Origin of the sequence: Neobacillus rhizosphaerae, assembly GCF_937468385.1 — a bacterium.
In the GTDB taxonomy this organism is placed as follows: Bacteria; Bacillota; Bacilli; order Bacillales; family Cytobacillaceae; genus Neobacillus; species Neobacillus rhizosphaerae.
The window spans coordinates 90,270-104,114 of record NZ_CALBWS010000002.1 but is presented as its reverse complement, the minus strand read 5'-3'; the positions used below and the strand labels follow the sequence as shown (position 1 = coordinate 104,114).

The window sequence follows — 13,845 nt, the reverse complement described above, 5'->3', positions numbered from 1 at the left end:
CTTATTTAAAATTTTTCATGAATAATTGCATTGATTTAGAAAAATGTTTATCTACATGGTACACTACAAATAAGGGAATTTTCATATACCATCGAACTTTTATTTCTATATTTACTATGTTAACAATTTTATATCTAATGTGTAAAAAAATTCACACCATGTTTCATAAAAAACTATATACTTTTTATTGCAATAAGCGGATTGTGTAAATGAAAATCGTGGTAATTAATAAGAAAAGCGATTCTTAAGTCCATCCATTCCAAGTGCAATTGGACGGTCAATTATCTATTTTACGCGAATTTGAATTAAGTCTCAATCCAGTCAAGCGGGTTTTTATAGTTTGAGACCTACCTTTTGCTATAATAAATTCAGAAAAACTTTAGGAGTGATCGAACATGAATGAAGAATTAAAAGAAAATATGATGGGTGCCATGGAGCTAGTTATCGATCCTGAACTAGGCGTTGACATTGTTAATTTAGGTTTGGTCTATAATGTTGAAATGGATGATGAAGGGAAAGTAACAGTGACGATGACGTTAACTTCAATGGGCTGCCCGCTAGCAGGAACGATTGTGGACCAAGTAAAAAGAGCGTTAGCAGACATTCCTGAGGTCAAGGATACAGATGTAAATATCGTTTGGAATCCGCCATGGAATAAAGAAATGATGTCACGCTATGCGAAGATTGCCTTAGGAATTCGCTAAAACGGGGGATTATCTATGAAAAATAAAGTGATCTTAGTAAGCTCGAACCAACTCGGTAGAGGTGACCAAGTACTTGGTGAAAATATCTTGGAAACATTCTTTACGATATTAAAACAAAAGGAAGAACTACCTGTAGCTGTTTTTTGTATGAACAGCGGGGTCTTGACATTGACAAGTGAGTCGTTTGTTTCTGTTCATTTGAAAGAACTGGAAGACAAAGGTGTAGAAATTTTAGCATGTAAGACTTGTGCTGACCACTATGAGATTAGTGAAAAATTGACGGTTGGGAAAATCAGCGGAATGGGAGATTTTATTGACCTGGCAGCCAAATATGAAGTAATAACGATTTCTTAAAAACAGCAGAGCTTCTGCTGTTTTTATTTAAAGATAAGAAAGTATAAAATTTTCTACTTTGAGAAATGTCCAGCTCCAGCGCCCTAGCGACTAGAGTGCTTCCCTCACCTCCCTACGATAAGTCAACATCGGTTCTCTAACGCTCACCGTGTTTCCTTTATCTCAGTCGGTTCAGTCCAGCCCAGCCCTTACGTCGCTGACCAGGGCGCTTGCGCTTTTCTTATTCCAGAACTTCACAAAACGGACATATATAATTTGTGGGTTGTGAGATAGTTCACTTTTTTAACCTATAAACAACTTTATAATACATGTTATTAAGGCTGTTTGAGTTTGAAATAGCCGTTCTTGGGAGGCGTTTCATATGGTTTTTAGCCGAGATTTTAATAAAGATCCATTTATCGTAATTTGGGAGCTGACACGTGCTTGTCAATTAAAGTGTTTGCATTGCCGTGCTGATGCGCAATATACAAGGGACCCACGAGAATTAACCTTTGAAGAAGGTAAAAATCTAATCGATCAAATATATGATATGAATAATCCCATCCTGGTATTTACAGGCGGAGACCCGCTTATGAGGGAAGATGTTTTTGATATTGCCAAATACGCAGTAGAAAAGGGCGTACGGGTATCAATGACACCTAGTGCTACCCCTAATGTAACAAAAGAAGCGATTAAAAAGGCAAAAGATGTCGGTCTTTCTCGCTGGGCGTTCAGCATTGACGGTCCAACAGCAGAAATACATGACCATTTTCGCGGGACGGCAGGGTCTTTTGATTTAACAATGGAACGGATTAAATATTTACATGAGCTTGAAATTCCTATTCAGATCAACACTGTTATTTCAAGATACAATTATGAATATCTTGATGAAATGGCAAAAATGGTTGAAGATTTAAAATGTGTGCTTTGGAGTGTCTTTTTCCTTGTTCCGACTGGAAGAGGACAAATTTCCGATATGATTTCCCCAGTTGAGCATGAAAAAGTCCTTAGATGGCTCTATGACCTAAGTAAACGAGTACCTTTCGATATTAAAACTACAGAAGCCATGCATTACCGTCGTGTTGTTATTCAGCAAAAAATGCGGGAAGCAAAAGCCCAAACAGATGAAATCGATTATTTAAGTGCTCTCACAGAAAAAGGGTTAACAGGCTCGATTGATGGTCTAGGTCGGGCACCTAAAGGTGTAAATGATGGAAATGGCTTTGTGTTCATTTCTCATATTGGCGATGTGTATCCAAGCGGTCTTTTACCAGTTAAAGCCGGCAATGTTCGAGAAACACCTTTAGCGGAAATTTACCGAGAGTCACCAATCTTTAAAGCGCTAAGAAATCCGGACGAATTTAAGGGTAAATGTGGTGTGTGTGAATTTCGCTTTGTTTGCGGCGGTTCAAGGTCACGGGCCTATGCGATGACAGGTGATTACCTAGAAAGCGAACCATTCTGCGTCTATATTCCAAAAGCTATGAGAGACAAGCAATTACAATAAGAAAGATAGTATATATACAGGGCTGCCTCATGGAATGTGAGACAGCCCTAGGAATAGGAAAAATAAAAAAGATGGAGCGGGGAATCCTCGCTCCATCCTATTCAATATTGCAATATACGGCTGAGCAATTTTCACAACCGATTTCGTCCTTTAAGTATTGTAAATTCAAAATGGAAATCTTTCCTTTTTTAATTGAAATAATCTTATCACGCTTTAACTCACTAAGGATGCGATTTGTACTTTCACGAGAGGTGCCACAGAAGTTAGCTAGTTCTTGATTGGTTAAGGGCAGATCAATCAAAATTTCATTATCTTTTTGGACACCATAGCTATTCGACATTCGAATAAGTGTGGAGAAGAGTGCTCCACGTTTTCCGTTTAGGACTAAATCACGAAATTTTGTTTGTGTTTTTCGAAAATGATCACTCATCCATTTCATGAATTCAAACGCAAGCTTACTATTTTGGAAAATTTCACTTTCGATTACATCCTTTTTAATCGCAACAACATCTCCTTCTTCAAGAACAGTTGCACTTAATAAATATCTTGGGTTGTCCGTAAAAAGAGTTAATTCACCGCAAATATCGTTTTCTCCACAAATTCTTAAGGATAGTTCACGACCGTCCGTGGTGATTTTGCTGATTTGAATTTTACCGGAAAGGATAATATAAAGCTCTTCAGCTACCATGCCTTCTTGAAATAAAAAGCTTCCTCTTTCACTTTTAAATTTCCGGTCAGCAAATCTAAGCAACTCTTTTATTTCAATAGAATGGGTTGGTTTCATTGTGGCTGTCATCCGATTCACCTCTAAAAACTATTTTTAAACCAGTATATTTTCCTTCTAGGTATAGGATTTGTTAGTTTCATTTTATCTCAAGTTTGGTCAGTAAATTTAAGTAAACAATGACAATATAGTGAAAACTTAAGCGGGATTTGAGGAGCATTTTATCTAATACTGTTTTAAATGATCAAACGGATAAACAAAAAGGAAAGAGAAGTATGGTTTCCAAAACAATCATTTATTCATTCACCTACATCTGTTAAGATTAAAATAAGATTAAAAAGTATTGTGATAGTGAATAAAGTAACAGTGTTTCTTTCAAAATCCTGTTACACTTATAAAAAATAAGTTTCTTTAAAATAATGGAGTTGATATTAATGGAAAAAACCATTATTAAAGATAAATTAAATAGACCTTTACGTGACTTAAGAATCTCGGTGATAGACCGATGTAATTTTCGTTGTCAGTATTGTATGCCGGAAGATCAATTTGGAAAGGATTTTGAATTTCTTCCTAGAAATGCTTTACTGACTTATGAAGAAATTGAACGTCTGGCAAAAATCTTTGTCCGTTTAGGTGTGGAAAAAATCCGCTTAACTGGCGGCGAACCTCTTTTACGGAAAGATATGCCGTATCTTGTTAAAAAGCTATCCTCGATTAAGGGTTTAAGTGATATCGGATTAACAACGAATGGTGTGCTACTTCCGAAATTGGCCAAGGATTTAAAAGCGGCAGGCCTAAAAAGAGTAAATGTTAGTCTTGATACTTTAAACGATGAATTGTTCGGAAAAATTAACGGACGCGGCGTTGCAACTGGACCAGTATTAGAAGGGATTGAAGCAGCGAAACAGGCAGGCCTCGGGGTCAAAATCAACATGGTAGTAAAAAAGGGTCTAAATGATACCGAAATTATTCCTATGGCAGAATACTGTAAAAATAACGGCCTAGAGCTTCGCTATATTGAATTCATGGATGTCGGTTCGACAAATGGCTGGAAAATGAATGATGTTATTACCAAAAAACAGATTTATCATTTATTAAAAGAACATTTTGAATTGATTCCAGTTGACCCGGCTTACTATGGGGAAGTAGCGAAGCTCTATCGGTATTCAGACACAAACGTGAATGTAGGCTTTATTACTTCCGTTTCTGAATCGTTCTGTTCAAGCTGCACCCGTTCCCGATTATCGGCGAATGGTCAGATTTTCACATGTTTATTTAATGGAAATGGCCATGATATTCGTAATTTCATGAGAAACGGTGCCACTGACGAAGAAATTGTGTCCAGGATCACCGCCATTTGGAATGGTCGCGCTGACAGATATTCAGATGAAAGAACAGCAGAAACAAATAAAAATCGTAAAAAGATTGAAATGTCTTATATTGGCGGCTAAAGGAAAGCCAGCTTATTTAAAGCCAGGATATTATAGGGTAGAAAAAACACTCTCTTCGGGTAAAGAGAGTGTTTTACATGATCATTTTGAAAGATATCTTGGAAATAAGATGTTGTTTTCGAGATGCACATGCATAAAGGTTAACCCTTCTAATGCCTCCAAACGGGCATAGACTAACCGATACGTTCCGCAAGCATCCAGTGGAAGAGTATAGTCAGATGTTACAGCACGGATTTTTCTTAATATTTCCCCAGCATGGTCGTGCTCCTTTTCAAGCTCGATTATTAAATTAATTGCTTCTTCACGGTTTTCAACTTTTCCATCTCCAAGCTGCTTAATTAATGGGAAGACAACAGCTTCTTCTTTGGCCATATGCTCTTGCAATTCTTTTTTGAATTCATAAAAAAGCTCATAGACTTTCAAAAGCTCTGGATGATTGTCTCCATGGACACGTGAAACCTTCGTAACATAAGGACTAAGCATCGACAATTCTTCTTCCGATACCCGATGGTAATTTGAAATGACATGATCAATAATTGTATTTGAATCAGAATCAGTCCATACTTCTACATCTTTTTCGGCGTTTTCGTATTTATCAAAAACCAGTTTTAATTCAGCTAATAAACTGTCCATGTTAAGACCGTTTTGATCAACAGCAAGGGATAAGGGAATGTTACCGCCGCAGCAGAAATCGATACGATTCTTTTTGAATACGTCACTTGTTTTTGGTAATTCGTTTACAATATCTTTAACTAATGAATTCGCAGTAAATGGGAAAGTCATAATAAAAATCCTCCTTAAAATTTTAACGGTAGTTTATTTCTGATTTAAGCATAATTGAAAACGAGTATTAATTAGGTGACCTGAATCACACATTCGATATGATTTTTAATTTATAGGGTAAAATTATTTATTTTGTGACATTTGATATGTTAGCAGGTTTTCTTTAGGCTTATAATGAAGATTAGTCATTTACATATCATGAAAAAACTTATCCATGTAAGGCAGGAGCTGATTATGTTGTTAGAAAGAAGAAAACCGATTCCAATTGGGGAAGCAGTTAAAAGGATAATGGAAAATCCATTACAAGGTGTTACGGAATATGTTTCGATAAATGAAAGCTACGGTCGCTATTTATCAGAGGATTTAATTGCCACTAGTGACGTACCACACTTTAACAGGGCGCCATATGATGGCTTTGCTGTCAAATCAAGCGACACGAGTGATGCATCTCCGACCAATCCTGTCGAATTTGAAGTGATTGACCATATCGGTGCAGGAATGGTTTCAGCAAAGGTTGTGGGTCATAAACAAGCCGTCCGAATTATGACTGGTGCGATGATGCCAGTGGGAACCGATGCAGTCGTCATGTTTGAAGTCGCAAAAGACTACGAAAAAAATGGTCTCCCATATATGTCTATTAAACGCAGTTTTAAAAAAGGTGATAATGTTTCCTTTATAGGTGAAGACGCTAAAGAAGGCCAAATTTTAGTGAAAAAAGGATCGTTGATTAATCCTGGTATTCAAGCAATGTTGGCCACATTTGGCTATCAGCATGTTCCAGTGGCAAAGAGACCGCGAGTTGGTTTGTTCGCGACCGGTACAGAGCTTTTAGAAGTGAAGGAAGAATTAGTTCCAGGAAAGATTCGTAACAGCAATTCCCTTATGATTGCTGCACAAATCGAAAGAGCGGGAGGCATTGTTCACTATTTTGGGAAGCTGGCCGATGAATTCGATCCATGCTATGAAGCAGTAAAAAATGCCTTAAATGAAGTAGACTTGTTAATTACAACCGGAGGAGTGTCAGTGGGGGACTTTGATTATCTTCCTGCCATTTACGAAAAACTGGGTGCAGAGGTTTTATTTAATAAGGTCTCTATGCGTCCTGGAAGTGTGACAACAGTAGCCCAGTACAATGAAAAAATATTATTTGGATTATCTGGTAATCCGTCTGCTTGTTATGTTGGCTTTGAATTGTTTGCCCGGCCGATTATTCGAAGGCAGTTATTTTCGAAAAAACCACACTTAAGGAAGGAAAAAGCGCAGCTTGTGGTTGACTTTCCTAAAGCTAATCCATTTACAAGGTTTGTCCGCAGCGAAACATTTATCGCTGATGGGAGACTAAAGGTGACCCCAAGTGGTCTAGATAAGTCGAACATTATCATGAGTCTTGCAGGTGCTAATTCATTAATGATTCTACCTGGTGGAACGAGAGGTTTTACGGCTGGCTGTGAAGTGGAGGTCCTTTTACTAGAAGATCAGGTGGGCTGTGAGTGGCCTTGGTAAAACCAGTAATTTTTCAAGTAGTGGGTTATCAAAATAGTGGAAAAACGACGATTACTTTCAAGCTTATTGAGGTTTTAAAGAAAAATGGGTTAAAAACGGTAACAATCAAACATCACGGACATGACGCCAAGCCGGATGTGGTGGATCAAAAGGATTCAACAAAACATCTATTAGCAGGCGCAGCTGCAACCATTGTTGAGGGGGGCGGCAGGTTGGTCCTGCAAGCAGATGACCGCGAATATTGTCTTGATGAACAGATAGAGCTAATGAAATTCTTTCAGCCAGATGTAATTTTGATTGAGGGATATAAGCAAAAAAGTTATCCGAAGCTGTTGTTGTTAAGGGATAAAAATGATTTTGACTTATTAAATTCAGTTAACAATATTACTGCGGTTATATACTGGAAGGAGGATATGAAGGATGGTCTAATAGCAAAATGGAAAGTGCCTTCCTTTCATATTTCCGATGAATCAGCGATAAACTGGGCTTTTCAAATCCTAGAAAAAACTATTCATAAAACAGACGAAAAGATTTAATAAAATTGTCAAATTTGTTACTTTTATCACAGCGAAGGTGAATAATCCCCGCTACAATACAATTTAGGGGCTATGATGTTTGTTCAAATAAGGTACAGGTATTGAAAGAAGGCAAAGGCCTTCTTTTTTTTTCCTCATGTGATACTCTTCACTTTATTTTTCGATTAGCTATCTTATAGTAGATGAAAGCAGGAAAAAGGAGTGAAAGAGATGAAGTTATTTTTACCAAAACAACATGGTGCATGGGCAATGCTAATCATCCCTTTTTGGCTAGGTGTCACTAACGGGGGCTACCATTGGCAGCATATCCCATTTTTTGTTGGCTGGCTTTTATTGTACCTAGCAACGTATCCATTACTCCTGTTATTTAAAAAGAAAAAAATGCCTTTTTATACAAAATGGACTCTTATTTATATGATTCCGGCATTATTACTTTTACTCATTCCACTTTTGCAAAGGCCAAGTATTTTTTATTTTGGACTTCTAATGTTGCCGTTTTTTATGATAAATGCTTTTTATACTTCACGAAATCAAGACCGTGCCTTTATGAATGATATTAGCGCTATCTTTGCTTTTTCAATTGCCGGACTTGCAAGTAGTTACTTATCCCTTGGTGTTGTGAACGCCAAAATGATAATATTCATCTTCTTAACGTCTGTGCTATTTTTTGTTGGTTGTACCTTTTATGTGAAATCAATGATTCGGGAAAAGAAGAATACTCAATTTAAATGGATTTCATGGACCTACCATTTGCTTTTAACACTTGTTTGGCTGGTGTTTGGTTATTGGCTAGTAGCCCTCGCCTTTTTTCCAAGTTTAGTTAGAGCTGTTCTTTTTCACGGGAGAAAGCTATCTCCAAAGGAAATTGGTATATACGAAATCATAAATTCTGCACTATTCTTCATCATCATAGTCATTCAAATAATTTCACTAAAATAAAGGCTGTTGAAAACCTTCGACAGCCTTTATTTTTTTATGTCATTTTAACATTTCACTGCGTTAATTTATTATAATATTATTAATGCGACATGTCTGTTGATTTGCGCTCCAGGCGCTTCGCTTTCCGCGGGCGGTCCCGGAGCGGAAATCAACAGGCCAGTTAGCAGGGCCAATCCATTATTAAAAAATTGCCGAGAAATATACCATTTCTCGGCAATCTGAGTCGGTCTTCATAGAGACCGACTTTTTATTATTTGGATTATCAACTAGTCAACTTTACATATTTCCGTCGGACAATCCTCGCAATCAATTTCCCTTTTTAAAAACACTATGTCATGAATCGTAATTGTCCCTTTATCAATTGAAATAACACCAATTTTTCGTAAATCACTAAGCAAGCGATTGACTACTTCACGAGAGGTGCCACAGAAATTAGCTAATTCTTGATTTGTTAACGGTAATTCAATCAAAATCCCTTTATTAGTTTTCATACCGTAACTATTACTGATGCGGATCAGGGTAGAATACAAGGCCCCTTTTTTTCCGTGAAGAACTAAATCACGAAATCTAGTTTGCGTTTTCCGGTATTGTTGGCTCATCCATTTTATGAATTCAAAAGAAAGAGGAAGATTTTGCGAAAGTTTTTCTTCAAGAACATCTTTCATAATGACAGCAACTTCGCCACTCTCAATAACACGTGCACTTAATAAATATCTTGAAGAAGGGGAAAATAAATTTAATTCACCGACAAAATCACCACTGGAGCACATTCTTAATGTAAGCTCTCTTCCATCAGGAATAATTTTGCTGATTTGGAGAATACCGCTTTGGACAATATACATTTCATCAGCAACAGATCCCTCTTGGAAAAGAAAAGTGCCTTTTTCCATTTTCTTAAAATGGTGAACCGTATCAAATAGATGGGACAAGGTTATCGGCATTTCTTTTACTGACTGCATACTCATAACCACCTTTTAAAGGTATGAAATCAATCTTGAAAATAAATGACAGTCAAGGTTGGATTTACAAGATATTACTATAATTATATTGTTAACAAAGATTAATTAGCAATACATGTTGAATAAGTTCATACAATCGTCAAAAAATCTTACATATTTCGAGTATTTCTTAGGAAATATTGTCTATCTGCGCGGAAATTTGTAAGAAATTCCTATTATGGTCACACTAGAAAAGGAAATAATATAAGGGTAAGAAGTTAAGGAGGGAAAAAATGGGACAAAATCATCAGTTTAAATCTGGTAAAAAAGCACCTAATAACGGTGTGTACATCGAAGTGGGCGAAACGGGAGACAACGTGCTAAATCCAAAAAAAATAAAGCTTAAAGCAGGTGATGCATTTCCTGAAACATCCAATGATAACCGTGTTTGGACTTACCAGCGAAAACCATAAATTATTAAAGTTAGATAAAGTCATCCATTTGGGTGACTTTTTTCCTGTTTAAAATTTTACTTCTATTATTGAGTTGTTTTATAATAAAATCAATAGGTCAAAAATGGTCAAAGAGGATGTGGGGATAATGGATTTAAACCGCATGACAGAACGATTACAAAAAGGGTTAATGGATGCGCAGACGTTAGCCATTAAAAAAAGCCATCAGGAGGTCGACGAACCTCACTTATTATTGTCGTTAATGGACCAAGAAGATAGCCTAGTAGCAGCTATTCTTGAAAGGACAAAATTGGACCCTGAGAAAATTAAAAATAACCTCTTGGAATCATTGAGAAAAAAACCTCAAGTTACCGGAAGCGGTGCAGAACAGGGGAAACTATATATCACTGCAAAGCTGCAGAAGTTACTGGTAAGTGCTGAAGGATTTGCTGCAAAATTTTCTGATGAGTATATTTCGGTTGAGCATTTTTTGTTAGCTGCTGCTTATGCAAATGATTCTGAAATGAAAAAAATTATTTCTTCATCAGGGCAAACAGCTGAAACTATTCTAAACGCGATTAAAGAAATAAGGGGGAATCAAAGAGTGACATCACAAAATCCTGAAGCGGGATACGATGCTCTTAAAAAATACGGCAGGGACCTCGTTGCCGAAGTAAAAGCAGGTAAAATGGACCCGGTCATTGGTAGAGATGCAGAAATTCGCCATGTTATTCGGATTTTATCCAGAAAAACAAAGAACAATCCCGTTTTAATCGGTGAGCCTGGTGTCGGAAAGACAGCAATTGTCGAAGGTCTTGCCCAAAGGATTGTCAGAAAGGATGTTCCAGAGGGCCTTAAGGATAGAACAATCTTTTCTTTGGATATGAGTGCATTAATTGCCGGGGCAAAATTCAGAGGTGAGTTTGAAGAACGGTTGAAAGCGGTCTTAAATGAAATCAAAAAGAGTGAAGGACAAATTTTGTTGTTCATTGATGAAATTCATACAATTGTTGGCGCAGGTAAAACAGAAGGTGCGATGGATGCAGGCAATATGTTAAAACCGATGCTTGCTCGCGGTGAACTTCATTGTATCGGGGCGACAACACTTGATGAACATCGGAAATACATCGAAAAGGACCCTGCGCTTGAACGAAGATTCCAGCAAGTCCTTGTGCAAGAACCAAATGTTGAAGATACCATTTCGATTTTAAGGGGCTTAAAGGAACGGTTTGAGGTGCACCATGGGGTGAAAATCCATGACCATGCGTTGGTTGCAGCAGCTACGCTTTCCGACCGGTATATTACTGACCGTTTTTTACCGGATAAAGCGATTGATCTTGTGGACGAAGCATGTGCACTGATCCGCACCGAAATAGATTCAATGCCGACCGAATTGGATGAAGTGACACGAAGAGTAATGCAGCTTGAAATTGAAGAAGCAGCGTTAAGAAAAGAAAGTGATGAAGGCAGTAAACGGAGGCTTGAGACACTTTTAAAGGAACTTGCCGATTTAAAAGAACTTGAAGATACGATGAAGGCCAAATGGCTCGGAGAAAAACAAAGTATCCAGCAATTACAGGAAAAAAGGGAACTTCTTGAAAAGCTTCGCTGGGAGCTGCAACAAGCAGAGGATAAGTACGATTTAAATCGTGCAGCTGAACTTCGCCATGGACAAATTCCATTATCAGAGCGGGAACTAAAGGAATTAGAGGAGGCTGCAGAAAAGGATGATCGTCTGCTGCGTGAAGAAGTTACCGGGGAAGAAATCTCAAATATCGTCTCTAGGTGGACAGGAATACCCCTTTCTAAGTTAGTCGAAGGTGAACGAGAAAAACTGTTAAAATTAGAATCAATCCTGCATGGGAGAGTTATCGGTCAAGATGAAGCAGTCAATTTAGTGACTGACGCTGTGCTCCGCGCCAGGGCGGGAATAAAAGATCCTAATCGGCCGATTGGTTCTTTTCTATTCTTAGGTCCAACAGGTGTTGGGAAGACAGAGCTTGCAAAAGCACTAGCAGAATCCCTATTTGATAGTGAAGAACACATTATTCGAATTGATATGTCAGAATATATGGAAAAGCACTCAGTTTCCCGGTTAATTGGTGCACCACCGGGTTATGTCGGCTATGAAGAAGGGGGACAGCTAACAGAAGCTGTAAGAAGAAGACCTTATTCGGTCATCTTAATGGATGAAATCGAAAAGGCTCATCCGGAAGTATTCAACATTCTCCTGCAAGCTCTTGATGACGGACGGATCACTGATTCACAAGGTCGGGTTGTGGACTTTAAGAATACGGTTATTATTATGACCTCCAATATCGGTTCACAATTTTTACTTGAAAGAAGTGAAAATGAAATTGAGATTTCAGCTGCCGCAAGGGATAAGGTTATGAGTCAATTAAGGACTCATTTTCGTCCGGAATTTTTAAATCGAATTGATGAATCGATTCTTTTTAAGCCGCTTTCATTAGGAGAAATTAAAAATATAGTTGTGAAAATGATGAAGGAACTGCAAAATAGGTTAAAACAACAGCAAATTGATATTACCATTAGTGAGGAGGCAAAGGAATTTATTGCTGTAAATGGCTTTGATCCAATATATGGTGCAAGACCTTTGAAACGGTTTATTCAAAGAAACATTGAAACAAAGCTTGCTCGGGAAATTATTGCGGGTATGGTTCATAATCAGTCAAGGGTAGAAATAACGATCCAAAATGGAGAAGTAATGTTAAACATCCAGTGAAGGAATGACAGCAACAATAAAAAAGGTCATCCATTTAATATGGAAGACCTTTTTTGTAAAAAATCAATGTTTTTCTACTGGCTGTTTTGGAATCACAGCAGCGGCAATGTAAATCAAGACAGTTACCCCAACAGATACTATTGCACCTGATTTAAAATCAAATTCAGTGCCTGGAGTCATTGAACTAACTACATATGAAAGCATTTGCACTAATAGAAATGACCAGAAAAAAGTCCAAAAGAATCGCACTATTTTTCACCTCTAACATATTATACATCTTATTTAATATTATCATATCTTTTCGAAATAATAAACGTTTTATCGACAATTTGCATTAACTGAAGGAACCTTTCGAGTATATCCTATATTAGGCAAACGCCCTTTCATCTTTTGTGAAATGGCGTACAATATTTTGAGGAAATATGTAAAAGGAGATTTATCTATGGAGAATCGCAATTTTCAAATGGATACCCAATGGAATATAATTCACTACCCAGAAAAGCCTACAGGATTTGGGATCTTAATCATTGGTGATGAAAGGCATTTTGTGGACGATAGTAAATGCTTTTGGACTCAAAATGAAGGCAAGCTAGACATTATCGATCAACTGAAAGAAGAAGGGTACACCATTTTTTCCTCAAATCTGTATGGGCGAAACTGGGGAAGTGAAAGTGCCGTCGAACTTGCTAAGAGCTTATACCAACATGTAATTCGAAGCGAAATTCTAAACAATAAAATCCATATATTAGCTGAAGGCATGGGAGCACTTGTTGCAATAAGGTTAATGGAAAATATGAAGAAAAATATCAGGTCGGTCATCCTGCTTAATCCTATCCTTTCTTTAAAGCATCATCTTGAACAGGAAAAGGAACATAAGTTTTTTTATAAAAAAATAATGAAGGAATTATCAACTGCACATAGAATGAATCTGCTAGAGCTTGAAAACAATATTTTCAGCATGGAGGAAAGCGTTAATCTTGAGTATGACTTCCCAGTTAAAATCATTCATGTCCTTGCTGGCGGAAAATCTTATAATCAATCAAAACAATATCACCGGATTATCAATACCTCTAAATTTAATCCTACCTTTATTCTTCAAGAAAAAAAACAACAACTTGGCAAAATATTTATTAAGTATTTTAGTAGCCATGAAACTGTCCTTTAAGTCCTAATTCTCCCCATATTGAAATATTTCTTTATTGAACCGCATAGTATTCAATAAGGCTAGCTTG

14 protein-coding genes are annotated in these 13,845 nt (G+C 37.2%); 10 read left to right on the top strand and 4 right to left on the bottom strand.

The genetic code is table 11. The features are described 5' to 3' along the window. Positions 1-395: 395 nt before the first annotated feature. From M5A78_RS03235 to M5A78_RS03225, 3 genes are all read left to right on the top strand, one after another. Entirely contained in the window at positions 396-704 is a 309-nt protein-coding gene (locus M5A78_RS03235) for a metal-sulfur cluster assembly factor (RefSeq protein ID WP_248733850.1), read from the top strand. 15 nt (positions 705-719) lie between these two features. Then, complete coding sequence (locus M5A78_RS03230; protein ID WP_248733849.1) at positions 720-1,058, top strand: DsrE family protein; 339 nt, start codon at positions 720-722, stop codon at positions 1,056-1,058. 361 nt (positions 1,059-1,419) lie between these two features. Beyond that, positions 1,420-2,544 (top strand): TIGR04053 family radical SAM/SPASM domain-containing protein, encoded by a 1,125-nt coding sequence (locus M5A78_RS03225; RefSeq protein WP_248733848.1) that lies wholly within the window; start codon positions 1,420-1,422, stop codon positions 2,542-2,544. 97 nt (positions 2,545-2,641) lie between these two features. Here M5A78_RS03225 and M5A78_RS03220 read toward each other — a convergent pair whose 3' ends face one another. Then, positions 2,642-3,340 carry a Crp/Fnr family transcriptional regulator gene (locus M5A78_RS03220; RefSeq protein WP_248733847.1) on the bottom strand — a complete coding sequence of 233 codons (699 nt, stop codon included), beginning with the start codon at positions 3,338-3,340 and terminating at the stop codon, positions 2,642-2,644. Between the two features lie 362 nt (positions 3,341-3,702). Between M5A78_RS03220 and moaA the strand changes: the two genes are divergently transcribed. Further along, positions 3,703-4,719, top strand: coding sequence for a GTP 3',8-cyclase MoaA (gene moaA, locus M5A78_RS03215; RefSeq protein ID WP_248733846.1), 1,017 nt, complete (start codon positions 3,703-3,705; stop codon positions 4,717-4,719). Between the two features lie 81 nt (positions 4,720-4,800). On the opposite strand, the gene ric is transcribed toward moaA, so the two are convergent. Then, positions 4,801-5,502: an iron-sulfur cluster repair di-iron protein gene (gene ric / locus M5A78_RS03210; protein WP_248733845.1), complete on the bottom strand. Its 702-nt coding sequence runs from the start codon at positions 5,500-5,502 to the stop codon at positions 4,801-4,803. 237 nt (positions 5,503-5,739) lie between these two features. Between ric and M5A78_RS03205 the strand changes: the two genes are divergently transcribed. The 3 genes from M5A78_RS03205 (at position 5,740) to M5A78_RS03195 (ending at position 8,480) form a co-directional block, all read left to right on the top strand. Beyond that, on the top strand, positions 5,740-7,005 hold the full coding sequence (locus M5A78_RS03205) for a molybdopterin molybdotransferase MoeA (protein ID WP_248734016.1): 1,266 nt from the start codon (positions 5,740-5,742) through the stop codon (positions 7,003-7,005). After that, entirely contained in the window at positions 6,993-7,541 is a 549-nt protein-coding gene (gene mobB, locus M5A78_RS03200) for a molybdopterin-guanine dinucleotide biosynthesis protein B (protein ID WP_248733844.1), read from the top strand. Before M5A78_RS03205 ends, mobB begins: the two co-directional genes overlap by 13 nt. A 210-nt stretch (positions 7,542-7,751) precedes the next feature. Continuing rightward, the gene (locus tag M5A78_RS03195; RefSeq protein ID WP_248733843.1) at positions 7,752-8,480 is read left to right on the top strand and encodes a YwiC-like family protein; all 729 of its coding nucleotides are present in this window, start codon (positions 7,752-7,754) and stop codon (positions 8,478-8,480) included. A gap of 266 nt (positions 8,481-8,746) precedes the next feature. Here M5A78_RS03195 and M5A78_RS03190 read toward each other — a convergent pair whose 3' ends face one another. Next, positions 8,747-9,439 carry a Crp/Fnr family transcriptional regulator gene (locus tag M5A78_RS03190; RefSeq protein ID WP_406603660.1) on the bottom strand — a complete coding sequence of 231 codons (693 nt, stop codon included), beginning with the start codon at positions 9,437-9,439 and terminating at the stop codon, positions 8,747-8,749. A gap of 272 nt (positions 9,440-9,711) precedes the next feature. On the opposite strand from M5A78_RS03190, the gene M5A78_RS03185 reads away from it, so the two are divergent. Together M5A78_RS03185 and clpB are read left to right on the top strand one after the other, a co-directional pair. Next, complete coding sequence (locus M5A78_RS03185) at positions 9,712-9,891, top strand: YjzC family protein (protein WP_248733842.1); 180 nt, start codon at positions 9,712-9,714, stop codon at positions 9,889-9,891. Between the two features lie 127 nt (positions 9,892-10,018). After that, positions 10,019-12,613: an ATP-dependent chaperone ClpB gene (gene clpB / locus M5A78_RS03180; protein ID WP_248733841.1), complete on the top strand. Its 2,595-nt coding sequence runs from the start codon at positions 10,019-10,021 to the stop codon at positions 12,611-12,613. A gap of 63 nt (positions 12,614-12,676) precedes the next feature. Here the strand turns inward: clpB and M5A78_RS03175 are convergent, their stop codons facing one another. Then, a complete protein-coding gene (locus M5A78_RS03175) occupies positions 12,677-12,862 on the bottom strand; it encodes a YjzD family protein (RefSeq protein ID WP_248733840.1) in 186 nt (61 codons plus the stop codon). A 193-nt stretch (positions 12,863-13,055) separates the two neighbouring features. Between M5A78_RS03175 and M5A78_RS03170 the strand changes: the two genes are divergently transcribed. Beyond that, positions 13,056-13,778 carry an alpha/beta fold hydrolase gene (locus M5A78_RS03170; protein ID WP_248733839.1) on the top strand — a complete coding sequence of 241 codons (723 nt, stop codon included), beginning with the start codon at positions 13,056-13,058 and terminating at the stop codon, positions 13,776-13,778. Positions 13,779-13,845 lie beyond the last annotated feature (67 nt).